A 26,036-nucleotide genomic window follows, 5' to 3' on the forward strand; every position below is an offset into this window, starting at 1 on the left:
CGCACCCGTTGGCAACAGTGGCGAGGTGGTTCCCCGCTCCGTCGCTGCTTCGCAGCGCCACCTCTTCCCCCGGAGGGAGAGGAAGGGCGCCAAGTCCTACTCGCCTTACCGCTCTTCTCGTCGAAACGGCTTCAGCAGCGCCGACGGCGCAACCGCGTTGCGTGACATCACGGCCATCGCGACGATGGTGAAAATGAAGGGCAGCATCAAGAACGCCTCATAGGGAATATGCCCGAGGCCGCTCGCCTGCATGCGCAATTGTAGCGCATCGACGAAGGCGAACAGCAGCGCCGCGCCCGCAGAGCGCCACGGGTCCCAGCGGCCGAACACGACCAGCGCGATCGCCACCCAGCCACGGCCCGACACCACACCAAAGGTGAAGGCGTTGAACTGTGCCATGGTGAGGAAGGCGCCCGCAAGCCCCATCAGCGCACCGCCGAGGATGACCGCCTGGAAGCGCGTGGCGATGATGCTGACCCCAGCGGAATCAGCGGCGCGCGGGTTCTCGCCGACCATCCGCACCGACAGCCCCCAAGGCGTGCGGTAGAGCACGAAAGCAGCGAGCGGGATGGCAATGATTGCCAAGTAGACCAGCGCAAACTGGTTGAAAACCGCTGACCCCAGAACCGGAATATCCGACAGCAGCGGGATCGGCACCGTCTGAAAACCCTTGATGCTGGGCGGCACCGATTGCTGGCCGAAGGTCAGACGGTAGAGGAAATAGGCAAGGCCGGACGAGAACAAAGTAACGCCGATGCCGCAGACATGCTGGCTGAGGCCGAGCGCCACCGTGAACAGCGCATGCAGCGCGCTCATCGCCATGCCGGTCAACACCGCGGCCAGCACGCCGAGCCACAGGCTGCCGCTGAGGCTGGCGGCGGTGAAGCCGGTCATCGCGCAGAGCAGCATGATGCCTTCGATACCGAGATTGAGCACGCCGGCCCGCTCGGAGAACATCTCGCCCAGCGTGGCAAATGCCAGCGGCGTGGCGATGCGGATAATGGCGGCGAGGAAGCCGACCTGAAAGATCTGTTCGAACACCGCGCTCATAAGGCGGCACCGACGCGGCGGATGCGATAGGCCGTGAACAGCAGCGCCACCAGCATGGCGAGCAGCGCCGTGCCCTGGATGACATCGCTGAGGAACGCCGGTACGCCGGTGGCGCGCGACATCGCTTCGGCGCCGGTCATCACGGCGGCCAGGAAGATCGCCGCCGGTACGACGCCGAGCGGATTGAGCCTGGCCAGCATGGCAACGACGATGCCGGAATAGCCATAGCCCGGCGAAATGTCGCTCATCACCTGGAAATGCACGCCGCCGACCTCGCCGACGCCGGCAAGCCCGGCCAGCGCGCCCGACAGCAGCGCCGTCGAGATCAGCACCCGCTCGACATGTATGCCGCCATAGCGGGCGGCTTCCGGGCTTTCGCCGGTGACCCTGATCCGGAAGCCGAGCGTGGTGCGCACGATCAGGAACCAGATCAACGGGGCCCCGATCAACGCGGCGATGACACCCAGATGCAGCCTTGTGCCTTCGAGCAGCACCGGAAAATTCGCCGAATCCTCGATCGGCGGCGAGATCGGATAGCCGCTGAACGAGTCCTTCCACGGCCCCTCGATCAGCGCCATCAGCGCATAGTAGATGACCGAGTTGAGCAGCAGCGAGCTGACGACGTCATCCACCTTGAATTTGACCCTGAGCGTCGCGGGCACCAGCGCTACCGCGGCACCGGCAGCAGCGCCCGCCAGCGCCATCGACAGGATCGCCAGCGCGCCCGGCATCGGGATGGCGCCGACGAAGCAGCTGGCCACGGCGCCGGCCAGCAATTGGCCCTCGGCGCCGATGTTCCAGAATTTGGCCCGGAAGGCGACGGCCACAGCCAGCCCGGTGAAGATCATCGGGGCGGCGCGCACCAGCGTTTCGGTGATGGCATAGCTGTCGCCGAACGAGGCCGACAGCATCACGCCATAGGCCTCAAGCAGGCCGGCGCCGGCCAGCGCGATGAGGCCGCTGCACAGGGCAAGCGTGGCGCCGATGGCCAGCAGCGGCAAAGCGAGATTGAACCAGGCGGGGGTGGAACTGCGGGCTTCGAGGCGGAACATCAGCTATGCCCCTCCGCCGCCCAGACGGTCGCGCCGCCCCTCATCCGCCTGCCGGCATCCTCTCCCCGTATAGACACGGGGAGAAGGGATCTGGGCCCTATGGCAACTCCCCTCTTGCAGCTGTGGCGATTGGCGAAACCATGGGTGAGAGCCCCTCTCTCCGTCTCTATACGGGGAGAGGATGCCGGCAGGCAGGTGAGGGGCAGCGCTGACGCTTAAAGTCAGCCAAAAGCGGGCAGTATTATTTGAGGTTTCTGCGAGGAACCGAGTGAGAAAGTCCATCTAGGCTCTGCCCTCCGCCCCGGTCATCAGCAGCCCAAGCCGCGCGATGGTCGCATCGGCGCTGTCCAGCGTGCCGGCGATGCGGCCCTCATACATCACCGCGATGCGGTCGCAGAGCACCAGCAGCTCTTCGAGATCCTCGCCGATGACGATGATCCCGCAGCCCTTGGCACGTCGCATGTCGAGGAATTTTTCGTGGATGAAGCGGGCGGCACCGATGTCGAGGCCGCGCGTCGGCTGCGAGACGATCAGCACCTTCGGGTCGAAAGCCAGTTCGCGCGCCAGCAGCGCCTTCTGCAGATTGCCGCCCGACAGCGCGCCGGCGCGGGTCATCGGCCCGGGGCACCTGATGTCATAGGCCTTGATCTGTTCTTCGGCGAAGGCGCGGATCGCATCTGGCTTGAGCAGGCCCCGGCTGCTGAAAGCCGCAGTACCAATGCGCGGCAACACCATGGAATCGGCGAGCGGCAGATTGGTGACCAGCCCGGTCGTCATACGGTCTTCCGGGATGCGGCCAAGGCCGAGCGCCTGCACCTCGCGCGGCGAGAACCGCGTAACAGGTTTGCCGGCTATCGTCATCGCGCCGGCGTCGGGCGCGCGCGTGCCGGAAATCACCTCGGCCAGCGCCCGCTGGCCATTGCCGGAGACCCCGGCAATGCCGAGGATTTCGCCCGCGCGAACGGCAAGCGATACATCGCGCAGCGGCGTCCCCGAATGCCGTGAGGTGGAAATACCGTCGAGCGTCAGCACCGCCGCGCCTGGGGTCGAAGGTCCTCTTGCCGGCGGCACGATCTCATGGCCGCACATCAGCTGCGCCATTTCTGCCGATGTCGTGTTCGCCGGATCGTCGACACGGCCGGCGACGCGGCCGTGCCGCAATACGGTGCAGCGATGGGTGAGCGCCCGCACCTCGTTCAATTTATGCGAGATGAAGATGATGCCGAGCCCCTGCGCCGCCATCGAGCGCAGCGCCGAAAACAGCCCGTCGACCTCGCTCGGCGCCAACACCGCCGTCGGCTCGTCGAGGATTAACAGCCTGGCGCCGCGAAACAGCGCCTTGACGATTTCGAGCCGCTGCTGCTCGCCGACCGACAGCGCGGAGACAGGCAGGTTGGGGTCCAGCGTCAGCCCATGCTGACGGCTGATGTCGGACAACCGGGCAAGTCCGCCGGCGCGGTCGATGCGGCCGGATTTGCCGGGAATGCCAATCAGAAGGTTTTCCAGGACCGTCAGCCTTGGCGCCAAATGAAAATGCTGGTGCACCATGCCGATGCCGGCGGCCAGCGCATCGGCCGAACTGGTGATCCGCACGGTCTTGCCCTGGATAAGAATTTCGCCGGCATCCGGCGCATAGGCGCCGAACAGCACATTCATCAGCGTCGTCTTGCCGGCGCCGTTTTCGCCCAGCAGGCCGAGGATCTCACCTGGGGCGACGCTTAGATCGACAGCCTCATTCGCCTTGACGGCGCCGAAGCTCTTGGTGATGCCGCGCATTTCGATGAGAGGGGCGGACAAGGATGCTCCTGCGGAGATACCCCTCCCCCTCGAGGGGAGGGTGCCGAGCGAAGCGAGGCGGGTGGGGTCACCTCAACTGCCTCAACCCATGACTTAGCAGGATGGAGCACTTCGCGGAGGACCCCACCCGGCCCTGCGGGCCACCCTCCCCTCAAGGGGAGGGGGTGCGCCGAGCTAATCCGAAACCGGCGTGTTCTCATCCACATCCACCCGGAAATTGCCTTCCAGGATCCCGGCCTTCTTCTTCTCGACCAGATCCTTCACATCCGCCGGCAGCGTCTTGTCGAATTTATGGTAGGGCGCCAGGAACGACCCGCCCTTGGCCATGCGCGAGAAATCGCCATAATCCTGCGCGGTGAAGACACCGGCCTTGACCAGCTTGATCGCCTGCTCGACCGTCGGGTACATGTCCCAGACCGGCCCGGTTATGACCGTGTCGGGGCCGAGGCTCGACTGGTCGGACATGTTGGAGATGGCGAGGATCTTCTTATCCACCGCCGCCTCGATGACGCCGAAGCGCTCGGCATAGATGACATCGACGCCGGCATCGATCTGGGCGACCGCCGCTTCCTTGGCCTTGGGCGGATCGAAGAACGAGCCAATGAAGGCGACCTTCTTCTTGATGTTGGGATTGACCTCCTTGGCGCCGGCAAAGAAGGCGTTGACCAGCCGGTTCACTTCCGGAATGCCCATGGCCGCCACCGCGCCGATCGTGCCCGACTTCGACATCTTGCCGGCGATCATGCCGGACAGATAGGCCGGCTCGTGGATCCAGTTGTCGAAGACGCCGAAATTGGGCTCGGCCGGGCCGGCGCCCGAGCCGAACAGCCATGCCGTCTTCGGGAACTGCTTTGCCGTGCGGCGCGATTCACGCTCGGCGGCGAAGGCGTCGCCCAGCACCAGCTGGTACCCGCCTTGCGCATATTCGCGCATGACGCGGCTGAAATCGGCGGTCTGCACCTTTTCCGACCATTTGTATTCGATGCCGAGTTCCTTCTCGGCCTTCTGCAGGGCGACGTGGATCTGGTTGTCCCACGGCTCCTCGATCGGCGTGGCGAAGATCGCCGCCACCTTCAGCTTCTTGTCCTTGGCGAAGGCTGCACCCGGCAGCATGGCTGCGGCCAGGCCAAGTGCGCCGAGTTCCAGCACGTCGCGCCGCGACAGGCCGGTCGATTGCGATTTGTTTTTCCGGTTTTCCATCTAGTGCCCCTCTGTTTGACAGCCGTGTCGAGCCGGCTGTTCCGAAATCAGACGCGGAACTATGGAACGGGTGCGGACTTTTGTCCACATGGTCAAATTTAGCGGGACTGCTGCCGGGCTCACGCCTTTTAGCGCAGCGCCTTCTCGCCGCCGGCTACGGTGATGACGCCGACGATGATCAGCCCGGTCAGCAACAGCCGAACGCCGGCGCTGACGCCGAACGTGTTGAGCATGGTCAGAAGCAGTACCAGGAACAGCGCCGCGCCCCAGACACCGGGAACATTGGCCTTGCCACCGGCGACCGAGGTGCCGCCGATGACGACGACGGCGATCGAGGCCAGCAGGTACTCGTTGCCGATATCGACATTGGCGCCGCGGAAATAGCCGGCGAGCAGCGCCCCATCCATGCCGCCGAGCGCGCCCGACAGCGTGTAAGTCAGGAAGCGGGTGCGGCCGACATTGACGCCGGCAAGCCACGCGGCGCGGATGTTCTGGCCGATCGCCAGCACCGAGCGGCCATAGATCATGCGCTGCAAGGCGATGGCCGCACCGATGCTGAACAATACGGTAAGGATCGCCAGCACTGGAATGCCCAGGATTTGCCAGTTGGCAAAATCGGCAAAGCCGGGCGGCGGCTTGATCTGCAGGCCACGCCCATAGCTGATGTCGATCGACTGGATGATGAAGCTGGCCGACAGAGTGGCGATGATCGGCGGGATCCTCAGCGCCCAGATCAGGAGATAGTTGACGGCACCGATGGCGGCGCCGCAGGCGAGCGCGGCGAGCAGCCCGACCACGATCATGGAATCGCTGCCGCCCATGACCTTCATGGCGACGGCACTGGCGAGCCCGATATTGGCCGGCAGCGACAGGTCGACATTGCCTGGCCCGAGCGTGATGACGAACATTTGGCCGACTCCGACGATGACGGTGAACACCGCCAGCGACAGTGCCGCCGTGACCATGCCACCGCCGCCATAGCCGCCGGTGAAAGCGATGGTCGCCAGCCAGACGAACATCGCGCCGATGAACGACCATATCCAGGGTTTGGCGGCCAGCGATTTAACCAGCGTCATCGCTACCTCTCCCTGCGGCTGATCAGGACGCGGGCTGCCAGCACGATGATCAGGATGGCGCCGTTGGCGGCGACCTGCCAATCCGGCGGAATGTGCATGAAGGTGAGCAGAGGCGATGCCGCCAGCGCCAGTGTCAGCGCGCCGAGCACGGCGCCGATCGGCGACACCCGGCCGCCGACGAACTCGCCGCCGCCGAGAATGACGCCGGCGATCGCCAGCAGCGTGTAGCCATTGCCGATATTGGCGTCGGCCGAGGTGGTGATGCCGATCAGCGCCATGCCGGACAGAACGCCGAATAGGCCGGTCAGCGCAAACAGCACGATCTTGGTTCGAAGCAGCGACCAGCCAGCGCGCCTGAGCGCCGCCGGATTGCCGCCGGATCCCCGCAGGATGACGCCATAGGAGGTGCGCATCAGCCCAAAATGCACCACCGCTGCGATCGCCAGCGCGGCGATGATAGGGAACGGAATGAAGGGCGGCTTGAAGGCCATCAGCGACAAGAGCCAGTCCGGCGCCTTGCCACCGGGCTTGGGCAGCACCAGAATGGCAAGCCCCTGCCAGACGAAGCTCATGCCCAGCGTCACCACGATCGACGGCAGATTGCGCAGATGGATCAGTGCGCCGAGCAGCGCATAAACGCCTATGGAGCCGAGCAGGATGATCACGCCGAGCAGCGGCGCGTCCTTCAGCCAGGTCGCGGTGACGCAGCCGACAAAGCCGACAAAGGTGCCGATCGACAGATCGAGCTCATTGCCGGCGATGACGAACATCTGGGCGATCGTCGCCAGCGCGATCGGAATAGCGAGGTTCAACATCAGGCTGAAGCCGAAATAGCTGATGGCGCGTGGGTTGAGCCAGGCGATGGCGATAACCACCAGCGCCAGCGACAGCGCCGGCAACAGGCTGCGCAGCAGGCGCGCGCGGGCCGCGCTGCTGCGCGGCGAGGACGTAGGGCCGGGAGCGACTGCCGTCATCTCAGGCCGCGTCGCCGAATGAGGACTGGATGATCTTTTCCTCGGTCAGCTCGTCGCGCGTGAGATTGGCGACGATGCGGCCGTTCTTGAAGACATGGATGTGGTCGCAATTGTCGAGCTCTTCGGTCTCGGTGGTGTACCAGAGGAAGGTCCGGCCCTTGGCCGCCTCCTCGCGCACGAGATCGTAGACCTCGAGCTTGGTGCCGATGTCCACGCCGCGCATCGGATCGTCCATCAGCACGATCTGCGCATCGGAACCCAGTGCGCGGGCAAACAGCGCCTTCTGCTGGTTGCCGCCGGACAGCGAGAAGATGTTGTTGGTCATGTCAGGCGTGCGGATGCCGATCTTCTGCTTCCAGAACTCGGCAAGCTCGGCCTCGCGCTGCGGCGAGATCAGCAACCCTTTGCGCAGCCGCGCCAGCGAGCGGATGCCGATGTTTTCGGCAATAGACCATTGCGGGAAAATGCCGTCCGATTGGCGGTCTCCGGCCACCAGCGCCACCGGGGCGGTCACCTCGATATCAAGCCTTCTACGCGTCGCGGCGGCAAAGATCGCCAGCAACAGGTCGGTCTGGCCATGGCCGGCAAGCCCGGCAAGCCCGATGATCTCGCCGGCGCGAGCGACAAGCTCCTTGCCGTCCTGCTGCCGCTCGGGCCGCGCCCGCACCCTGAGCGGGCCCGCCGCCGGCCTGGCGGCGATCTCCGCCGCGATCTTCTCGCGCGCTTCCGCGCCGCCCATGGTGGCCACCAGCCGGTCGCGGTCGAACGCTTTTGCAACGTCCGTGGCGACCACCTTGCCGTCGCGCATGACCACGATGCGGTCGGCATTCTGCAGCACCTCGCCCAGCACATGCGAGATCAGGATGCAGCTGCCCCCGGTGGCTACGAAACGGCGCACGAAGGCAAGCAGCTGGCCCGCAGTATGCGCGTCCAGCGAAGAGGTCGGCTCGTCGAGAATGACCAAGTCGAGCGGATCGCGCGTCACCGTGAAGGCGCGCGCCACCTCGACCATCTGCCGCCGGCCGATGGAGAGATCGCCGGCAATGTCGTCTGCCGAGATGCCGTGATCCGGAAAGATTTCGTCCAGCTTGGCGGCAATGAGAGCAGCCGCCTTGCGTCGCCAGCCGAAGCCGGTGAGCGCCGGATGGTTGATGCGCGTATTCTCCGCGATACTGAGGTTAGGGCAGAGCGACAGTTCCTGGAACACGCAGCGTATGCCGAGTTTCAGCGCGCGCGCTACCGAGTAGTCGGTTTCGGCATTGCCACGCACCGCGATCTCACCGCCATCGGGCTGCAGCGTACCGGCCACCATATGCATCAGCGTCGATTTGCCGGCTCCGTTGTGGCCGACCAGCCCGACGCATTCGCCTGATACAACATGGAAGTCGACGCCGTTAAGCGCCCGAACGGCGCCGAAATGTTTTTCGGCGCCGTTAAGCCTGATGATGTCCAAATGGGCGGCGCCGAAATGTTTTTCGGCGCCGCCCAGTCTGATGATGTCCGTATTGGCCTCAGGCATGCTCAACGATATCCGGTCGGTCATGCCGCTGGCAATGAATGCAATGCATCACTTGATATTGGCTTTGATCGCCGCGATTGCGTCTTGCTGGCTGTATTCGTGGGTGGCGACGCCGCCCTCCTTGATTTTCGGCAGCTCGGTCTCGAAATTGTCCTGGGTAAAGGCGAGATACGGCACCAAAAGGTCATGCGGAATGTCGGTGCGGCCGTCGAGCACCTGCTGCGCCACCCAGAAGGCCAGCGACGACACGCCGGGCGCGATCGAGGCCGACCAGGTCAGGTAGCCATCCTTGTCCTTCTGCTCCTTCCACCATTTCAGCTCGTCCTGGCGGTTGCCCATGATGATGGTCGGACGCGGCTTGCCTGCGGCGGCAAAGGCTTGTGCCGCGCCATAACCGTCACCGCCCTGGTCGACGATGCCGACGATGTCGGGCAACGAAGGCAGGATCGTCGCGACCGCCTTCTGCGCCGTCGTCTGGTCCCAGTCGCCGGTCACCGAACCGACGATCTTGAACTCGGGATGGGCGGCGACGCCTTCCAAGATACCGGCATGGATGGCATCGTCGATCGAGGTGCCGGCAAGGCCGCGGATTTCCAGCAAATTGCCGCCCTTGGGCTGGAACTTGGCCATCTGCTCGACTTCCTGCTTGCCCATGTCCTTGAAGTCGACGACGACGCGGTAGGCGCAAGGTTCGGTGACGGTCCCGTCGAAGGAGACGACGACGATGCCGGCATCGCAGGCCTGCTTGATGGCGCCGTTCAGCGCATCCGGCGATGCGGCATTGATGACGATGGCGTCATAACCCTGCAGGATCAGGTTCTGCACCTGGGCAGCCTGGGTCGGCACTTCCTTGTCGGCGGTGGTGAAGATGTCGGCGGCGCCGACGATCTTATCCTCCACCGCCTTCTTGGTGACGATGCCGTAGCTGTCGAGCATCGCCTGGCGCCACGAATTGCCGGCGTAATTGTTGGAGAAGGCGATCTTCTTGCCGCTGGTGTCGGCAAGCGCCGTGCCCGAGGCGAGCATCGCCGCCAGAGCGCTCAGGACGAGCAGTGTCTTCATGTCATAATCCTCCCATGGATTGTCGGCCCCGCCGACTGTTGCAGATGGTTTTGGCGTTGTCTGCCTGTTTTTTATCTATTGTCAGACAAATTCAGATACGCCCGCTTGTCAACTGCGATCGATCACGCTTGGACGATCAACTTCAGGTGCGGCGGTTGAAAAGCCTTCGCGTGCTGGTCTAGGGAAGGGTCCAGGAGACCATGCATGGCAGCGATGCCGCCGACCCTTCCCCCCAGTGCACCCAAAAGAATGGGCGCCCCCGGAATTCCGGCGCGCTGGACGTCAAGCGCCAAGAGCGGCGTAGGTGCCGCGCTTTCGCCGGCGAGCCGCGTCTGGTTCACGCTCAGCCATGGCATCGTAAACGAGGTCTATTATCCCGGCCTCGACAGCGCCTGCACGCGCGACATGGGACTGCTGGTCACCGGTCCCGGCGGCTGGTTCTCCGAGGAGAAGCGTGACGCCACGCATGCCATCGAGCCGTTCGAGGACGGCGTGCCCGCCTACCGGCTGGTCAACGCGACGGCGCGTTACCAGATCGAAAAGCGCATCCTGGCGGATCCGGCGCGCCCGGCCTTGCTGCAGGAAACCAGCTTCACGGCACTCGAGGGCGTGGCCACGGACTACCGCGTCTACGCCCTGCTGGCGCCGCATCTGGTCAGTGCCGGCATGGGCAACACCGCCTGGACCGACGAGCACAAGGGGAGGCCGATGCTGTTCGCGTCCGGGCGCGGCACCTGCCTGGCGCTTGCATCCTCGCTGCCCTGGGGTGATTGCTCGGCCGGCTATGCAGGCTTTTCCGACGGCTGGCAGCAACTCAGCCGCGCCGGCCGGCTCGATCCGGCCTGCCAAAGGGCGGAGGACGGCAATGTCGCGCTGACCGGCGAGATCGGCTTTTCCTTACGCAACAGCAAAGCCTTGCTTGCGCTTGGGTTTGGGGCAACGCCGGATGAAGCGGCCGAAAACGCCGCCGCCAGCCTGAAACGCGGTTTTGAGCCGGCGGCAAAGGTCTATGTCGCGAAATGGCGGAAATGGCAGGCAGGCCTGACGGCGCTCGACCACCATGATGCATCCGGCCTCAACACCTACCGCGTCAGCACAGCGGTGCTGGCGACACACCTGTCGCTGGCGAGGCCCGATGCGGCCGTCGCCAGCCTGTCGATCCCCTGGGGGTTCAGCAAGGGCGACGACGACCTTGGCGGATATCATCTGGTCTGGCCGCGCGACCTCGTCGAAACTGCGGGCGGCTTCCTCGCCGCCGGCGATCCGGCGCAGGCGCTTGAGATCCTCGCCTATCTCCGTTCCATCCAGCAGCCGGACGGCCACTGGCCACAAAATGTGTGGCTCGACGGCTCGCTCTATTGGCCGGGCATCCAGATGGACGAATGCGCCTTCCCGCTGCTGCTTGCCGATGCGCTGCACCGCGCCGGCCACCTGCCGCGCGCAAAGCTCGCCGCCTTCATGCCGATGGTCGAGAAAGCAGCGTCCTATATCGTGCGCAATGGCCCCGTCACCGGGCAGGACCGCTGGGAAGAGGACGCGGGCTACAGCCCATTCACGCTCGCCGTCGAAATATCGGCACTGCTTGGCGCCGCCGATCTGTTCGACGTCAACGGCAAACCCGAGCCGGCTAACTATTTGCGCGAGGTCGCAGATTGCTGGAACGACCAGATCGAGCGCTGGACCTATGTCAGCGGCACACCGGAGTGCCACGAGGCTGGCGTCGACGGGTACTACATCCGCATCGCACCGGCCGACGCTTCAGGCGCCGCATCGCCGAAGGACGGCTTCGTACCGATCAAGAACCGTCCGCCGGGCGATACCGACAAGCCGGCCGAAGCGATTGTCAGCCCGGACGCGCTGGCGCTGGTCCGCTTCGGCCTCAGGGCCGCGGACGATCCGCGCATCGTCGGCACGGTCAAGATCATCGACGCGCAACTGCGCTGCGACCTGCCGCAAGGGCCTCTATGGTACCGCTACACCAGCGACGGGTATGGCGAACACGCCGACGGCGCCCCCTTCGACGGCAACGGCCAGGGCCGACCCTGGCCGTTGCTGGCCGGCGAACGCGCCCACTACGAGCTGGCCGCCGGTAACAAGGACAGGGCGGCAAGCCTGCTCAGGACATTCGAGGCTTCGGCTGGTGTGGGCGGTCTGCTGCCGGAACAGGTCTGGGACGGCGCCGACATACCGGAGCGCGAATTGTGGCTGGGCAGGCCGTCGGGCAGCGCCATGCCGCTGGTCTGGGCGCATTCGGAACACATCAAGCTGTTGCGCTCGCTCCGCGACGGCGCCGTCTTCGACATGCCGCCGCAAGGCGTCAAGCGCTATGTCAGGGACAAGACCGGCTCGCCGCTGAGGATATGGCGCTTCAACAACAGGCTGCGCACCCTGGAAGCCGGCAAGACGCTGCGGGTTGAACTGCTGCAGCCGGCGCTGATCCACTGGAGCGGCGACCAGTGGCAGACCAGCCATGAAATCAACACGTCCGTGAATGTCTTTGGCGTCCATATGGCGGATCTGCCGGTGACCGATATTCCGCGAGGTAATACGATCGTCTTCACTTTTTTCTGGCCCGACGGCGACCGTTGGGAGAATGTCGACTTCACCGTCGGCATTGAGAACTAACTCGCCAGCAATTTCTTTCCTCAAGCGACTAGGACAAGACCATGCAGATCGGAATGATGGGACTGGGCAGGATGGGCGCCAACATGGTGCGCCGCCTGATGCGCGACGGCCATGAATGCGTCGTCTACGACATCAACCCGGCAAGCGTTGCCGCCCTGGTTGCCGATGGCGCCATCGGCGCCGCCTCCATGGAGGCGTTCGTCGGCAAGCTTTCCAAGCCGCGCAGCGCCTGGCTGATGCTGCCGGCGGCGATCACCGGCAAGATCGCCGACCAGGTGGCAGCATTGATGGAGCCCGGCGACATCATTATCGACGGCGGCAATTCCTATTATCACGACGCTGTCGACCAGGCGGCCGAGCTTGCGGCCAAGGGCCTGCACTATGTCGATGTCGGCACCAGCGGCGGCGTTTGGGGCTTGGAGCGCGGCTATTGCCTGATGATCGGCGGCCCCGATACGGCGGTCAAACACCTCGATCCGATCTTCGCCACGCTGGCGCCCGGCGCCGATGCCGGCGCCACGCCCGACAAGGCGGGCGGGACCGCACCCTTTGGCTACCTGCATTGCGGACCGAGCGGCGCCGGCCATTTCGTCAAGATGATCCACAACGGCATCGAATATGGCGTCATGGCCGCCTACGCCGAAGGCATGAACATCCTGAAATCGGCCAATGCCGGCAAAAGACAGCGCACGGCGGACGCCGAGACCAGCCCTTTGGAAAACCCGCAATACTATCAGTTCGACATCGACCTGCCGCAGGTGGCCGAGGTCTGGCGCCATGGCAGTGTGATCGGCTCCTGGCTGCTCGACCTCACCGCCGGCGCTCTGAAGAGCGACCCGGCATTGGCCCAGTTCGGCGGCCGCGTCTCCGATTCCGGCGAAGGCCGCTGGACGCTGAAGGCGGCGATCGACACCGGCGTGCCGGCGCCGGTTCTGTCCTCGGCTTTGTTCGACCGCTTCTCCTCGCAGGGCGAATCCGAATTCGCCGACAAGCTGCTGTCGGCCATGCGCTATGCCTTTGGCGGCCATGTCGAAAAGCCGAAGGCCGGCAAGTGAAGGCCGCAGGGGAGACGCGCAAGATGAGCCCGGAACGGTCCGACACGCTGGTGCTCTTCGGAGCAACCGGCGACCTTGCCCACAAGAAGATATTTCCGGCCCTCTACCAGATGGTAGCCAAGGGGACGCTGACCGAGCCGGTGATCGGCGTCGCCTTCGATGCCTGGGACATCAACCAATTGCAGGCGAGGGCACGCGACGGCATCGTCAACGCTCTCGGCAAGATCGACGAAAAGATCTTCGCCAAATTCGCCAGTCTGCTGCGCTATGTCAGCGGCGACTACCGCGACGGCGCGACCTTCGAGAAGCTGAAGACGGCGCTCGGCTCGGCGCAGCGGCCTCTGCACTATATGGCGGTGCCGCCGACCATGTTCGAGACCGTCGTCCAGGGGCTGGAGCAATCCGGTACCGCGCATGGCGCGCGGCTGATGGTGGAAAAGCCGTTCGGCCACGATCTCCAATCGGCGCGCTGGCTGAACCGCGTGCTGCATCTGGTGTTCGAAGAGCAGTCGATCTTCCGCATCGACCACTATCTCGGCAAGGAGGCGATCCAGAACCTGCTCTATTTCCGCTTTGCCAATTCCTTTCTCGAGCCGATCTGGAACCGCAACTTCGTCGAAAGCGTACAGATCACCATGGCCGAGGACTTCGGCGTCGAAGGCCGTGGCAAATTCTATGACGATGTCGGCGCTATCCGCGACGTGATCGAGAACCATCTGCTCAACATCCTTTTGCTGCTCGCCATGGAACCGCCGGTCGGCCGCTCGGCCGACGATCTGATCGACGAGAAGGTGCAGGTGCTGCGCGCCATCCGCACGCTGACCAAGGACGACGTCGTGCGCGGCCAGTTCACCGGCTACCTCGCTGAACCCGGCGTGAAGCCGAACTCGCCGGTCGAAACCTTTGCCGCGGTGCGCTTCATGGTCGACACCTGGCGCTGGCAGGACGTGCCCTTCTTCATCCGCACCGGCAAGAACATGCCGGTGCATGTGACCGAAGTGATCGTGCGGCTGAAGCGGCCGCCGCTCGACGTCTTCGATCCGATCAAGCCCAGCGACGCCAATTACGTGCGCTTCCGCATCGACCCGCAGGTGGCGATCTCGATCGGCGCGCAGCGCAAGGCGCCCGGCGACGACATGGTCGGCGAGCAGGTCGAGCTCACCGCGCTGGACGATTCGAAGGGCGACATGCCGCCCTATGAGCGGCTGATCGGCGATGCCATGAACGGCAATGGCCAATTGTTCACCCGCCAGGATGCCAGCGAGCTTGCCTGGCGCATCGTCGGCCCGGTGCTGGGCGACACCACGCCGCCGCATATGTATGAGCCGAAGACCTGGGGGCCTGCCGACGCCATGGCCAGCTTCGGGCCGCCCAACGGCTGGATCAATCCGAGTTGAGCAATTCCAGGAAAAGTGCGAGCGGTCTTTCCGTCCGAAATTGGGTAAAAACAAAGAGTTGGAGCATTCCCCCGTTTTCCTGAAACGCGGGAATGCGCCAAGTGAGCGGAGGAAACGACATGGCCAAGGCAGCCAGGCCCGCGAAGGCCAAGGCCGAACCGATCGTGCTGACGATCGATGTCGGCGGCTCGCATGTGAAAATCCTCACCAGCGCAGGCGGCGAGATGCGCCGCGCCGATTCCGGACCGGACCTGACGCCGCAGCAGATGGTCGCCACGGTGAAGACGCTGGCCGAAGGGCTGGCCTATGACCTGATCTCGATGGGCTATCCCGGCCCGGTCAGGCACAACAGGCCTTCGCTCGATCCCGCCAATCTCGGCAAGGGCTGGGACGGCTACGATTTTGCTGCCGCCTTCGGCAAGCCGGTCAAGGTCGTCAACGACGCGCTGCTGCAGGCGATCGGCAGCTACGATGGCGGGCGCATGCTGTTCCTCGGCCTCGGCACCGGCCTGGGCGCGGCGATGATCCTCAACAATGTCGGCCAGCCAATGGAACTGGCGCATCTGCCGTACCGCAAGGGCGGCAGTTTCGAAGATTATGTCGGCGAGCGCGGCCTGGAGAAATACGGCAAGAAAAAATGGCGCAAATACGTTTTCGACGTCGTCGGGCGGCTGCGTGCGGCGCTGCAGCCGGATTATGTCGTCATCGGCGGCGGCAATGTCGACAGACTGGATGAATTGCCCGCCACATCCAGGCGCGGCGACAATACGCGCGCTTTCGAAGGCGGTTTTCGACTATGGCGCGACAAGGCGCTCATCGTCTGATAGTATTAAAATTCAGTATAGTTGTTCAAAATGACGTGTGGCGCGATACGAAGTCATTGCGTTACGCAGATTTGGCGATTAGATCGGTGGCACCGGATGGAATCATCTGGCGCAACCGCACATATGCGGCAAGACAAATGACTAGAGCGGATTTCCGGCTCCGCTGGGACCACTCTGGGAGTTTCCGCCACCCCCCTAGCGACGGAGAGATAAATTGGCCGACGACAGCAACGACTCTGACAAGGACATCGACCTGCTCGAGCTTACCGCCCATATCGTGTCCGCTTACGTCGAGAAGAACCGCTTGCCCGTTGCCGGCCTGAGCGATCTCATCGCCAGCGTTGCGGCGTCGATCGGCGGACTCAGCCAGCCGCCGGCCCCAGTGGCGGCGCCGCAGATCCCGGCTGTCAATCCCAAGCGGTCGGTGACGCCGGATTACATCATCTGCCTCGAAGACGGCAAAAAATTCAAATCGCTGAAGCGCCATCTCGGCGTCCATTTCAACCTGACGCCGGAAGCCTATCGTACCAAATGGGGCCTGCCGGCCGACTATCCGATGGTTGCCCCCAACTACGCGGCGTCGCGCTCCGAGCTGGCCAAGTCGATCGGCCTCGGCCGCAAGGCTGCAGTGGCCGCGCCGGCGAAAGCCAAGGGTCGGAAGGCCAAAGTTCCGGCCTGAGTGGGATCAGCGCCTCGGCCCTGAGCCAATCGTTTGGACGACTGGAACAGAAGCCTGCCGGCGAATGAGCCTTGGCAGGCTTCGTGCTTTTGTGGCTTGGATACACCACAGAGATTGCTTTGGGGGAGCAGCGATGAACTACGCCAGAATGGTGATCGAGAAAGAGGCGCCGGAGGAATACGGCTACGATCGCATTCGGTTCAATCTCTCCGAAAGCTCGATCGCCGATCAGAAACTCTCCGACGTCGGCCTGTCGCTGCCGGATCTCACGCTGTTCTACGGCGAGCATCGCGGCGACAAGGAGTTGCGGGCGCTGATCGCGGCGCAAGACAAAGGCATCTCCGCTGACGATGTTCTTGTGACCGCCGGTGCGGCGGGCGCGCTCTTCATCATTTCGACCTCGCTTCTGTCGGAGCGCGACCACCTTGTCGTCGTCCGGCCGAACTACGCCACCAACATCGAGACCCCCAAGGCGATCGGCTGCGCCATCTCCTATGTCGATCTCGATTTCGACGCAGGCTTTGCCATCGATTTCGGCCGCGTCGCCGCCAGCATGCAACCGAACACCAAGCTGATCAGCGTCACCTGCCCGCACAACCCGACCGGCACGATGATGGGCCGGGCCGATCTCGACGCGCTGATTGCGCTGGCCGAAGCGAGCGGCTGCCATCTGCTGGTCGACGAGACCTATCGCGACCTCTCCTATGGACAGCGCCTGCCGGCGGCGGCTTCTCTCAGCCCCAAAGCGATCAGCGTCTCGTCGCTGTCGAAAGCCTTCGGCATTCCCGGCATCCGCATTGGCTGGCTGATCACCAGCGATGCCGAACTGCAGGAGCGCTTCCTCGCCGCCAAGGAGCAGATCGGCATTTGCGGCAGCGTCATCGACGAAGGCATTGCGCGCGGCATGCTGGGGCGCCGCGACGCTTTCTTGGGCGCGCTGCTGCCCGAGATGGCGAAACGCCGCGACATCGTGCAAGACTGGATCGACCGCGAGCCGCTGGTCGACTGGGTGCGGCCACAAGGCGGCGTCGTCGGATTTCCAAGGCTCAATGTCATTCCAGACTTCGACCTCGACCGTTTCTACGTCAATCTCTTGGAAAACCACGGCACCTATGTCGGTCCCGGCCACTGGTTCGATATGCCCAAGCGCTTCTTCCGCGTCGGTTTCGGCTGGCCGAAAGAGGCGGAATTACAGGGCGGCCTCGACGCCATCACCGCCGCGCTGAGGCAGTAACGTCCGCGTGCAATCGGGCGAGCGGCTGGAAAACCGCTTGATCCAGGCCCGATTTTCACGCATACGCGCCCCGAACTTTGATAAGTTTCATTGGCCGGAACAGCGCCCATTTCCGGGAAGTGCCCCGCCGGCCAATGCAAGCAACGGGGCCTGTATCCATGACATCCCATTCCCATACACCGCCTGACCGGCGTTACGCCGCCTTCCGCCATCGCTCCTTCCTGAGCTATTGGGCGGCGCGTTTCCTGACCACCTTCGCCACCATGATCGTGTCCGTCGCCGTCGGCTGGCAGATCTATGATCTGACGCGCGATCCCTTCGATCTCGGCATTGTCGGCATCGTCCAGTTCCTGCCGTCGCTGCTGCTGGTGCTGGTCACCGGCGTTGTCGCCGACCGTTTCGGCCGCCGCCTGATCATGGCGCTGGCGACGGTAGTCGAGGCAGGTTGTGCGCTTGTCCTGTTGTACTTCACGCTGCGCGGTCTCGTCAGCCCGCTGCCGATCTTCATCGTGCTGGCTATGTTCGGCCTGGCGCGCGCTTTTTATGGGCCGGCCTCGTCGTCGCTGTTCGCCAACCTTGTTCCGCCGGAAGATTTCGGCAATGCGATCGCCTGGAACTCGTCCGCCTGGCAAACGGCGACCATTGTCGGCCCGGTCGCCGGCGGCCTGCTCTATGGCGTCTCGGCCGAAGCCGCTTACGCCGTTGCCTCCGTGCTGATGCTGGTGGCCGGTCTGCTGATCTTCACCATTCCGAAACCGGCCCAGCAGAGCGCCACCGACAAGCCGACGATGGAGACGCTGTTTGCCGGCTTCCGATACATCTGGAGCGAGAAGATCGTCCTGGGCGCCATCTCGCTCGACCTCTTCGCCGTGCTTCTGTCCGGTGCCTCGGCGCTGCTGCCGGTCTATGCCCGCGATATTCTGGAACTCGGCCCGTGGGGCCTCGGCCTGCTGCGCTCGGCGCCCGGCATCGGCGCCATCTGTGTCGCGGTCTGGCTTGCCGGGCATCCGCTGCGCGACAGTGCCGGCAAGATCATGCTCGGCTTCGTCGCCGGGTTCGGCGCCTTCACCGTGCTGTTCGGCGTCTCGACCATCACCTGGCTGTCGATCCTGGCCCTTGCCGGCCTCGGCGCCACCGACATGTTCAGCGTCTATATCAGGGAGACGCTGATCCAGCTGTGGACACCCGACGAGGTGCGCGGCCGCGTCAACGCCGTCAACCAGGTCTTCGTCGGCGCCTCCAACGAAGTCGGCGAGTTCCGCGCCGGCACCATGGCGGCGCTGATCGGCACCGTGCCGGCGGTGGTGATCGGCGGCGTCGGTGCGATTGCCGTCGCCGGACTGTGGGCGGTGCTGTTTCCGCAACTGCGAAGGGTGCGGCATCTCAACAGCCGCAACTGATCGAGTAAGCCGCAGGATCCGGCGCTCGGTCCAAATCAGCTTGCGCCGATGACGGCTGAGATGGGCCGGAAGCGGATGGGCCGGTTCTGGGCGAACTAGCCAGATGGCGGGGCAGCCGCAGGGTGGACATTTCAGTCCATATGGAAAATGATTATGTTGCCATGCACAATACTGCAGTGCTCTGGTCTCGACGAGAAACCTTAAATATAGAAGAGAACCACCCGACCTCCGGGTCCAGCGAGCGGGGACGCAAATGGACACTTCAGGGAATCGGCAATCGCATCGCGACGCAAGCGGGCGACCCAGCCGATCGGTCGGCTGGCTGGCCCGCTCCGCCGTCCCAGTGGCATTCCTGCTCGGCATGGCTTTCAGCAGCAACGCGTTTGCGCAGGACCAGCAACTGCCGGTGGTGACGGCGGCCAAGCCGGTGGTGCGTGAAATCGTCGAAGACGACGAGTTCGTCGGGCGCTTCGAAGCCGTCGACGAGGTCGCCATCCGTTCGCGCGTCAGCGGCTATCTGGACAAGATCAGCTTCCAGGACGGCGCACTGGTCAACAAGGGCGACCTGCTCTTCACCATCGACCAGCGTCCGTACCAGGCGGCCTACGATGCCGCCAAATCGCAAGTGGACGTCGCCAAGTCTCTGCTCGAATTCTCCAAGATGCAGCTGGATCGCGCCGATGAGCTCGCCAAGACCGGCAATATCTCGGCCGCGACGGTCGACGACCGCCGGCGGGAATACCTTTCGGCGCAGGCGCAGATGCAGGGCGCGACGGCGGCGCTGACGACGGCCAACCTGAACCTGGAGTTCACCGAGATCAAGGCGCCCTTGTCCGGCCGCATCGACCGCCGGCTGGTGTCGGTCGGCAACCTCGTGCAGCCGGATTCCACCTTGCTGACGACCATCGTCACGCGCGATCCGATCGACTTCTATTTCGACGTCGATGAGCGCCTGTATTTCAGCTACGCCCGCGACGCGAAGGAGCGCGGCGGCAGCATGCAGGAAGGCGCCGGCGGGCTCGAGGTGGTGGTTCGCGTCGCCGACCGCGCGGAGGCGGTATTCAAGGGCAAGCTCGATTTTGCCGAGAACCGGATCGACAACGCGACCGGCACCATGCGGGTGCGTGCAAGGTTTGCCAACGCCGACGGCGTTCTCCAGCCAGGCATGTTCGGGCGCATCAACGTGCCGGGGTCGCTGCCGCATAGCGGCGTCCTGGTGCCCGACGAGGCGGTCGGCGCCGATCAGGATCGCCGCATCGTGTACCTGGTGGATGAGGCTGGGATGGTGTCGGCGAAGCCCGTGCGCACCGGCCCGCTTCTCGACGGCTACCGGGTGATCCGCGCGGGCCTGACCGGCGACGAGACGATCATCGTCAACGGGCTGATGCACGCCAGGCCCGGCACCAAGGTGAAGGTCGAGATGGTGACGTTGCCGCCCAAGGTCGAGACCGCCGGGTTGCAGCAATGAGGTTCGCCCATTTCTTCGTCGACCGTCCGATCTTCGCATCGGTGGTTTCGATAGTCCTCCTGATCCTCGGCGGGATTGCTTATACCCAGCTGCCGATCGCGCAATATCCCGAGATCGCGCCGCCGACCATCGTCGTTCGCGCCCAGTACCCGGGCGCCGACGCCGAGACGGTCGCAGCGACGGTGGCAACGCCGATCGAGCAGGAGATCAACGGCGTCGAGGGCATGCTTTACATGTCGTCCTATTCGTCCGGCGACGGAGCGATGGCGCTGACCATCACCTTCAAGCTAGGCACCGACCTCGACCAGGCGCAGGTGCTGGTACAGAACCGCGTCTCGGTCGCCGAGCCGCGCCTGCCCGAAGAAGTCCGCCGCCTCGGCATCACCACCATCAAGAGCTCGCCCGACCTGATGATGGTCGTGCACATGCTGTCGCCCGACAATACCTACGACCAGCTCTACGTCTCGAACTACGCCCGCTCGCGGGTGCGCGACATACTGCTCAGGTTGGACGGCGTCGGCGACCTCATCATCTTTGGCGAACGCGAATATTCGCTGCGCATCTGGCTCGATCCGGAAAAACTGTCCGCCCTGGGGATGACCTCGGGCGATGTGGTGCAGGCGCTGCGCGACCAGAACGTCCAGGTGTCGGGCGGCTCCATCGGCGCGCCGCCGACCAATACCGGCACGGCGTTCCAGTACACGGTCACCACGCAAGGCCGTTTCAACGACGCACGCGACTTCCGATACGTGATCGTCAAATCGGCCGAAGACGGCCGCCTGATCCAGCTGCAGGACGTGGCGCGCATCGAGCTCGGCGCCAAGGATTACGTCACCAACTCCTATCTCAACGGCAAACCGGCGGTGGCGCTCGCCATCTTCCAGCGGCCAGGCACCAATGCGCTCGCCGCAGCCGCGGAGATCCAAGACAAGATGAAGGAGCTTTCCCAGGACTTCCCGAAGGGGTTGAGCTACGACATCGTCTACAATCCGACCGAGTTCGTCGCCGAGTCGATCCAGGAGGTCTACAAGACGATCCTCGAGGCGATGGTGCTGGTCATCATCGTCATCATCGTCTTCCTGCAATCGTGGCGCATGGCGATCGTGCCGATCGTGGCGATCCCAGTGTCGCTGATCGGCACGCTGGCGGTGCTTTACGCCGCCGGCTTCTCGCTCAACATGCTGACGCTGTTCGGCCTCGTGCTGGCCATCGGCATCGTCGTCGACGATGCGATCGTCGTGGTCGAGAACGTCGAGCGCAATATCGCCAGGGGGCTGGCGCCCAATCCGGCGTCGCATCTGACCATGGACGAAGTCGGCACGGCGGTCATCGCGATCTCGCTGGTGCTGATAGCCGTGTTCGTACCGACAGCCTTCATCCCCGGCATTTCCGGGCAGTTCTACCTGCAGTTTGCGATCACCATCGCGGTGTCGACGGCGATCTCGGCATTCAATTCGCTGACGCTCTCGCCGGCGCTGGCCGCGCTGCTGTTCAAGCCGCACCACACTGCTGCGGCGCCGCCGCGCTTTTTCCTGGCGCGGTTCGGACGGGCGCTCGCCGACGGCTTCAACCGCGGCTTCGACAAGGTCGCCCATTGGTATTCGAGCATCGTGCGCGTGCTGGTCGGCTCGCGGATAGCGATCGCCGCCACGCTAGCCGTTTTCGCGGCCCTCATCTACGCCACGGTCTATATGGTGCAGACGGTGCCGCGCGGTTTCATTCCGTCGCTCGACCAGGGCTATGCGATCGTCGTCGTCCAGTTGCCGGACGGCGCCTCGCTATCGCGGACCGATGCGGTCATCCAGCAGGCGTCGCAGATCATCCAGAAAACGCCAGGCGTCGACTACGCGGTCGCCTTCGCCGGCTTCTCCGGTGCCACCTTTACCAATGCCAGCAACGCGGGCGTGATCTTCGCCAGGTTCAAGCCGTTTGACGAGCGACTGGAAGCCGGCCAGTCCGCGACCCAGGTCATCGGCAATTTGTTCGGCAGCCTGCAAAGCATCAAGGAAGCCTTCATTATCGCACTGCCGCCGCCGCCGATCCGCGGCGTCGGCAATGCCGGCGGCTTCAAGCTGCAGATCCAGGAGCGCAACAGCGCCGACATGCGGCAGATCCTGGCGCTTGCCTATGAAATTGCCGGCAAGGCCAACAAGACGGCGGGGCTGACCGGCGTGTTCACCACTTTCTCCGCGTCCAGCCCGCAATTCTTCCTGGCGATCGATCGCGACAAGGCGCGCATCCTGAACGTGCCGATCCCCAACATCTTCGAGACGCTGTCGATCAATCTGGGCACCGCCTACGTCAACGACTTCAACGCTTTCGGGCGCGTCTACCAGGTGCGCGCGCAGGCCGACCAGGCGTTCCGCCTCGATCGCGCCGACATCTTGAAACTGAAGGTGCGCTCGGCGACCGGCGCGCTGGTTCCGCTGGGCACGTTGATCGAGATCCGCGACGTCACCGGCCCGGCGCTGGTCCAGCGCTACAACATGTACGTCTCGGTGCCGCTGCAGGGCAACGCCGCGCCCGGCGTTTCCACCGGCGATGCGCTTGCCAAGATGGAAGCGATCACGGCACAGACGTTGCCGGCCGGTACCTCCTATGAATGGACCGAACTCGCCTATCAGGAGCGTAACACCGGCAATGCCGCAGTCTATATCTTCGGACTGTCGGTGCTGTTCGTGTTCCTGGCGCTGGCGGCGCAATATGAAAGCTGGGTGCTGCCGTTCGCCATCGTGCTGGTGGTGCCGCTCGGCGTGCTGGCGGCGTTGCTCGGCGTGTCGTTCCGAGGGCTGGACAACAACATCCTCGTGCAGATCGGCCTCATCGTGCTGATCGGGCTTGCCGCCAAGAACGCGATCCTGATCGTCGAGTTCGCGCGGCAGGCCCAGGAACGCGGCCTGTCGGCGGCCGAGGCTGCCGTCGAAGCCTGCCGGCTCAGGCTGCGGCCGATCCTGATGACCGCCTTCTCGTTCATCCTCGGCGTCGTGCCGCTGATGATCGCGACGGGCCCGGGCGCGGAAATGCGCCAGTCGCTCGGCACCGCGGTGTTCTCCGGCATGCTGGGCGTCACTTTCGTCGGCCTGTTCCTGACGCCGGTGTTCTACGTCACGCTAAGGTCGCTGTTCTCACGGCGCAAGCCGCATGCCGAGGCCGAGTCTTCGGCACCGGCAGAGGTGCCGTCCGAGACGGCCGCCGAGTAGTGTTACACGGGCAGTTCGTGGCGCTGCCGACTATTTCGTTTTGGTGTTGAATTCACGGTTTGCAGCATAGTCGATAGTGAAGGTGCCCGCAGGAGCGCGAACGCCCTGCTTCACGTTGGATATGGTAACTGTCGAGGTAAGGCCCCTCTCGTCAGTCAGGGTCCATCTGCGTAGATCGAGCGATTCTCTGTCAAACACCATAGTGATATTCGAATTGCCGAAAGCCGACTTGTCGGCCAGCCTGATGATCACCTGGGCGCCATCGTCCTTGATACTTTTGAGGCGATTGCCGGAAAAGTTGACCTGATTGTCGAGGAGCAGCTTGAGCGGCGTCTTCGAGAGAGCATAAAGCCGCGATGTCTTGAGCTTCTTGTTATAGACCACCAAGGATTTTCCATCTGCAATTACGCTGACCCCTGATTGGCCTGCATAGTTGAACCGGATCTTGCCCGGCCGCTGGAGGAAAAACTTCCCTTTGGTCCTTTCCGCTATTGGGCCCGACTGGACAAAGTCCCCGGACATGGACTTTACCGATGAGAAGTGATCGGCAATCGTCTTCGCTTCTACAGGTGCGGCCAAGGCCGCGGTCGAAAGTTCGGCGTTTATCGCGACAGCGCTGACAACGAACCAGAAAGCCAGCAGTCTTTTGCTGTTATATGCCATTCAGTTATCCTACCCCGAGCAGGCGCGTGATCGAAAGAGATCACGCGCCTTTGAGATCAGTAGCCGTCCGGGCACTGAGCAACGTAAACTCGACCGTTCCGACCGCGATATCTGCACTGGCCGGCTTCGCTGGCGTGCCCGATGACCGCCCCGGCCAGCGCTCCGACCGCACCGCCAACAACCGCCCCTTTTACCGGGTCGCCGGCCACTGCTGCGCCTACAGCTGCGCCACCCAAACCACCGACGGCAGCGCCTTGTTCGGTGCGGGAGCATGCCGCGAGCGGAATGAGTAGGCTCAAAATGAGCAGCGTCTTCTTCATTGATTCTCTCCTGGGGCCGTTATTAGCCGAAGCTTAAATGCGCCACGGAGTTTTTCGATCCATCGGAGTGTTTGGGGCGCAATCCAAATCTGCGGGAACGGGCTAAGGTCCCGAATCCATCGTACACGCCTCCCAGAGGTAAGTCGTCTTTGGGCAAGCTCGGCCGTTCAGAGTAGTTGGATTTGCTCTATCCCTCAGTAGGCTTGCCGAAGATCAGGCTCAAAAACTCGCTCAGCCAGCGCTTGAGGTGCATATCCCAGATCAGCCGGCCGCCGAGATGGTCGCGGCCGGGCTGCGCGCCGGGCAATTCGAAACGGTGTGCGCCGCGCACCACCCAGCGCTGCATCATCAACCGGGTCAGTTCGCCATGGAACTGGATGCCCCAAGCATTGTCGCCATAGCGAAAAGCCTGGTTGGGGTAGGTTTCCGCCGTGGCCAGCAGCGTCGCATCCCTGGGCAGCGAAAAGCCTTCGCGGTGAAACTGGTAAACCATGTCGGGCCAGGGCAGCAGCTTTTTGCCGGCTTCGGTCGGCTTCAGCGGATACCAGCCGATCTCGACCAGCCCCTCGCCATGCCCCTCGACCTTGCCGCCGAGATGATTGGCCAGCATCTGCGCGCCAAGGCAGATGCCGAGGAAGGGCCGGTTCTCCTTTAGCGGAACATTGAGCCAGTTAGTCTCGCGGCGGACGAACTCATCTTCGTCATTGGCGCTCATCGGCCCGCCGAACACCACGGCGCCGGCGTGTCCCTCCAGCGTCTCCGGCAGGCTGTCGCCGAGAGGCGGCCGGCGGATGTCGAGGTCGAAACCTTCCTCGAGCAGCATGTGGCCAACCCGGCCGGGGCTCGAAGTCTCCTGATGCAGCACGATCAGGATTTTTGGTTTCGAGCTCGGTCTGGGCGGCATGGAAAGGCGGAATCCTATTCGTCGCTCGACGTTCCGCTGGCGCCGGGCGCGGCGGCCGCCGCCTTGCGGCGCGCCTCGACGCGGTCGTGGCGCTCGACGCCGATCAGTTCGGCGACGCGCCAGACGGTGTTGTCCTCCAACTCGTGCAGTTCGCCATCGGCATAGACGATTTCCCACATCAGGCCGATGAAAGCCTTGCGCGCCTCGGCGTCGAGATGGCGCTTCAAGACGCTGGTGAAGGCATAGAGGTCGATCGCCTCATTGTCGGCGCGCTCGCCGGCGGCAGCCAACGCATCGAGTTCGTCGCCGCTGATCGAATAGCTCTGCGCCAGCACCTGCTTGAACCGCTCCCACTCGACATCCTGGCGCACGCCGTCGGCATTCATCACATGATAGAGCAAAGCCGACGCCGCAACGCGCGGATCGTCCGCATTGGCGCGAGCCCCAGCCCCGGAGGGCAGGTCTTTCAGAAAGGCCAGGACGCGTTCGAACATGGTGCTCACTTCACATTATTGGAGCATGATCTTTTCCAAAAAC

General features: G+C 64.0%; 21 protein-coding genes. 9 read left to right on the forward strand and 12 right to left on the reverse strand.

Annotated features, from left to right (window positions below):
- Positions 1–105: 105 nt before the first annotated feature.
- From ACYG97_RS22235 to ACYG97_RS22270, 8 genes are all read right to left on the reverse strand, one after another.
- Positions 106–1,050 carry an ABC transporter permease gene (locus ACYG97_RS22235; protein ID WP_023732921.1) on the reverse strand — a complete coding sequence of 315 codons (945 nt, stop codon included), beginning with the start codon at positions 1,048–1,050 and terminating at the stop codon, positions 106–108.
- Positions 1,047–2,102: an ABC transporter permease gene (locus ACYG97_RS22240; protein ID WP_023694456.1), complete on the reverse strand. Its 1,056-nt coding sequence runs from the start codon at positions 2,100–2,102 to the stop codon at positions 1,047–1,049. Before ACYG97_RS22240 ends, ACYG97_RS22235 begins: the two co-directional genes overlap by 4 nt.
- Before the next feature lie 282 nt (positions 2,103–2,384).
- Positions 2,385–3,899, reverse strand: a complete 1,515-nt coding sequence (locus ACYG97_RS22245) for an ABC transporter ATP-binding protein (protein ID WP_023732920.1) — start codon at positions 3,897–3,899, stop codon at positions 2,385–2,387.
- A gap of 174 nt (positions 3,900–4,073) precedes the next feature.
- Complete coding sequence (locus ACYG97_RS22250; RefSeq protein ID WP_023732919.1) at positions 4,074–5,099, reverse strand: BMP family protein; 1,026 nt, start codon at positions 5,097–5,099, stop codon at positions 4,074–4,076.
- Positions 5,100–5,227: 128 nt separating this feature from the next.
- Positions 5,228–6,175 carry an ABC transporter permease gene (locus ACYG97_RS22255; RefSeq protein WP_023694459.1) on the reverse strand — a complete coding sequence of 316 codons (948 nt, stop codon included), beginning with the start codon at positions 6,173–6,175 and terminating at the stop codon, positions 5,228–5,230.
- 2 nt (positions 6,176–6,177) lie between these two features.
- The gene (locus ACYG97_RS22260) at positions 6,178–7,149 is read right to left on the reverse strand and encodes an ABC transporter permease (RefSeq protein WP_023694460.1); all 972 of its coding nucleotides are present in this window, start codon (positions 7,147–7,149) and stop codon (positions 6,178–6,180) included.
- 1 nt (position 7,150) lies between these two features.
- Entirely contained in the window at positions 7,151–8,668 is a 1,518-nt protein-coding gene (locus tag ACYG97_RS22265; protein ID WP_023732918.1) for a sugar ABC transporter ATP-binding protein, read from the reverse strand.
- Between the two features lie 48 nt (positions 8,669–8,716).
- Positions 8,717–9,730: an ABC transporter substrate-binding protein gene (locus tag ACYG97_RS22270; protein WP_023732917.1), complete on the reverse strand. Its 1,014-nt coding sequence runs from the start codon at positions 9,728–9,730 to the stop codon at positions 8,717–8,719.
- Positions 9,731–9,934: 204 nt separating this feature from the next.
- On the opposite strand from ACYG97_RS22270, the gene ACYG97_RS22275 reads away from it, so the two are divergent.
- From ACYG97_RS22275 to ACYG97_RS22315, 9 genes are all read left to right on the forward strand, one after another.
- Positions 9,935–12,355, forward strand: coding sequence for a glucan 1,4-alpha-glucosidase (locus ACYG97_RS22275; protein ID WP_031261995.1), 2,421 nt, complete (start codon positions 9,935–9,937; stop codon positions 12,353–12,355).
- 41 nt (positions 12,356–12,396) lie between these two features.
- Entirely contained in the window at positions 12,397–13,410 is a 1,014-nt protein-coding gene (gnd, locus tag ACYG97_RS22280) for a phosphogluconate dehydrogenase (NAD(+)-dependent, decarboxylating) (RefSeq protein WP_023704997.1), read from the forward strand.
- A 23-nt stretch (positions 13,411–13,433) separates the two neighbouring features.
- Positions 13,434–14,807, forward strand: coding sequence for a glucose-6-phosphate dehydrogenase (gene zwf / locus ACYG97_RS22285; protein ID WP_023687745.1), 1,374 nt, complete (start codon positions 13,434–13,436; stop codon positions 14,805–14,807).
- A 119-nt stretch (positions 14,808–14,926) separates the two neighbouring features.
- Positions 14,927–15,631, forward strand: coding sequence for an ROK family protein (locus ACYG97_RS22290; RefSeq protein ID WP_023670469.1), 705 nt, complete (start codon positions 14,927–14,929; stop codon positions 15,629–15,631).
- Positions 15,632–15,845: 214 nt separating this feature from the next.
- Positions 15,846–16,310, forward strand: a complete 465-nt coding sequence (locus tag ACYG97_RS22295; RefSeq protein ID WP_023687743.1) for a Ros/MucR family transcriptional regulator — start codon at positions 15,846–15,848, stop codon at positions 16,308–16,310.
- Between the two features lie 133 nt (positions 16,311–16,443).
- Positions 16,444–17,544 carry an aminotransferase class I/II-fold pyridoxal phosphate-dependent enzyme gene (locus ACYG97_RS22300; protein WP_023732915.1) on the forward strand — a complete coding sequence of 367 codons (1,101 nt, stop codon included), beginning with the start codon at positions 16,444–16,446 and terminating at the stop codon, positions 17,542–17,544.
- A gap of 158 nt (positions 17,545–17,702) precedes the next feature.
- Entirely contained in the window at positions 17,703–18,944 is a 1,242-nt protein-coding gene (locus ACYG97_RS22305; protein WP_023670472.1) for an MFS transporter, read from the forward strand.
- Between the two features lie 361 nt (positions 18,945–19,305).
- Positions 19,306–20,412 carry an efflux RND transporter periplasmic adaptor subunit gene (locus ACYG97_RS22310; protein ID WP_023687741.1) on the forward strand — a complete coding sequence of 369 codons (1,107 nt, stop codon included), beginning with the start codon at positions 19,306–19,308 and terminating at the stop codon, positions 20,410–20,412.
- Positions 20,409–23,612 (forward strand): efflux RND transporter permease subunit, encoded by a 3,204-nt coding sequence (locus tag ACYG97_RS22315; protein ID WP_023732914.1) that lies wholly within the window; start codon positions 20,409–20,411, stop codon positions 23,610–23,612. Before ACYG97_RS22310 ends, ACYG97_RS22315 begins: the two co-directional genes overlap by 4 nt.
- Before the next feature lie 30 nt (positions 23,613–23,642).
- On the opposite strand, the gene ACYG97_RS22320 is transcribed toward ACYG97_RS22315, so the two are convergent.
- The 4 genes from ACYG97_RS22320 to ACYG97_RS22335 all read right to left on the reverse strand — a co-directional run bounded on the left by ACYG97_RS22320 (position 23,643) and on the right by ACYG97_RS22335 (position 25,993).
- The gene (locus tag ACYG97_RS22320) at positions 23,643–24,275 is read right to left on the reverse strand and encodes a LolA family protein (protein ID WP_023732913.1); all 633 of its coding nucleotides are present in this window, start codon (positions 24,273–24,275) and stop codon (positions 23,643–23,645) included.
- Between the two features lie 56 nt (positions 24,276–24,331).
- Complete coding sequence (locus ACYG97_RS22325; protein ID WP_023670477.1) at positions 24,332–24,595, reverse strand: YMGG-like glycine zipper-containing protein; 264 nt, start codon at positions 24,593–24,595, stop codon at positions 24,332–24,334.
- A 187-nt stretch (positions 24,596–24,782) separates the two neighbouring features.
- Positions 24,783–25,499 carry a glutamine amidotransferase gene (locus tag ACYG97_RS22330; RefSeq protein ID WP_023834670.1) on the reverse strand — a complete coding sequence of 239 codons (717 nt, stop codon included), beginning with the start codon at positions 25,497–25,499 and terminating at the stop codon, positions 24,783–24,785.
- A 14-nt stretch (positions 25,500–25,513) separates the two neighbouring features.
- On the reverse strand, positions 25,514–25,993 hold the full coding sequence (locus ACYG97_RS22335; protein ID WP_023698391.1) for a tellurite resistance TerB family protein: 480 nt from the start codon (positions 25,991–25,993) through the stop codon (positions 25,514–25,516).
- Positions 25,994–26,036: the final 43 nt, after the last annotated feature.

It is taken from the genome of Mesorhizobium sp. W067 (genome assembly GCF_054719525.1).

Excerpts from the sequence above, each read along its gene's own strand:
- ACYG97_RS22335 (WP_023698391.1), bottom strand. The coding sequence starts at position 25,993 with ATGTTCGAACGCGTCCTGGCCTTTCTGAAAGACCTGCCCTCCGGGGCT.
- ACYG97_RS22320 (WP_023732913.1), bottom strand. The coding sequence starts at position 24,275 with ATGGCATATAACAGCAAAAGACTGCTGGCTTTCTGGTTCGTTGTCAGC.
- ACYG97_RS22255 (WP_023694459.1), bottom strand. The coding sequence starts at position 6,175 with ATGACGCTGGTTAAATCGCTGGCCGCCAAACCCTGGATATGGTCGTTC.
- ACYG97_RS22235 (WP_023732921.1), bottom strand. The coding sequence starts at position 1,050 with ATGAGCGCGGTGTTCGAACAGATCTTTCAGGTCGGCTTCCTCGCCGCC.
- gnd (WP_023704997.1), top strand. The coding sequence starts at position 12,397 with ATGCAGATCGGAATGATGGGACTGGGCAGGATGGGCGCCAACATGGTG.
- ACYG97_RS22310 (WP_023687741.1), top strand. The coding sequence starts at position 19,306 with ATGGCTTTCAGCAGCAACGCGTTTGCGCAGGACCAGCAACTGCCGGTG.
- ACYG97_RS22240 (WP_023694456.1), bottom strand. The coding sequence starts at position 2,102 with ATGTTCCGCCTCGAAGCCCGCAGTTCCACCCCCGCCTGGTTCAATCTC.
- ACYG97_RS22265 (WP_023732918.1), bottom strand. The coding sequence starts at position 8,668 with ATGCCTGAGGCCAATACGGACATCATCAGACTGGGCGGCGCCGAAAAA.
- zwf (WP_023687745.1), top strand. The coding sequence starts at position 13,434 with ATGAGCCCGGAACGGTCCGACACGCTGGTGCTCTTCGGAGCAACCGGC.
- ACYG97_RS22275 (WP_031261995.1), top strand. The coding sequence starts at position 9,935 with ATGGCAGCGATGCCGCCGACCCTTCCCCCCAGTGCACCCAAAAGAATG.
- ACYG97_RS22305 (WP_023670472.1), top strand. The coding sequence starts at position 17,703 with ATGACATCCCATTCCCATACACCGCCTGACCGGCGTTACGCCGCCTTC.
- ACYG97_RS22330 (WP_023834670.1), bottom strand. The coding sequence starts at position 25,499 with ATGCCGCCCAGACCGAGCTCGAAACCAAAAATCCTGATCGTGCTGCAT.
- ACYG97_RS22290 (WP_023670469.1), top strand. The coding sequence starts at position 14,927 with ATGGCCAAGGCAGCCAGGCCCGCGAAGGCCAAGGCCGAACCGATCGTG.
- ACYG97_RS22270 (WP_023732917.1), bottom strand. The coding sequence starts at position 9,730 with ATGAAGACACTGCTCGTCCTGAGCGCTCTGGCGGCGATGCTCGCCTCG.
- ACYG97_RS22325 (WP_023670477.1), bottom strand. The coding sequence starts at position 24,595 with ATGAAGAAGACGCTGCTCATTTTGAGCCTACTCATTCCGCTCGCGGCA.
- ACYG97_RS22260 (WP_023694460.1), bottom strand. The coding sequence starts at position 7,149 with ATGACGGCAGTCGCTCCCGGCCCTACGTCCTCGCCGCGCAGCAGCGCG.
- ACYG97_RS22300 (WP_023732915.1), top strand. The coding sequence starts at position 16,444 with ATGAACTACGCCAGAATGGTGATCGAGAAAGAGGCGCCGGAGGAATAC.
- ACYG97_RS22315 (WP_023732914.1), top strand. The coding sequence starts at position 20,409 with ATGAGGTTCGCCCATTTCTTCGTCGACCGTCCGATCTTCGCATCGGTG.
- ACYG97_RS22250 (WP_023732919.1), bottom strand. The coding sequence starts at position 5,099 with ATGGAAAACCGGAAAAACAAATCGCAATCGACCGGCCTGTCGCGGCGC.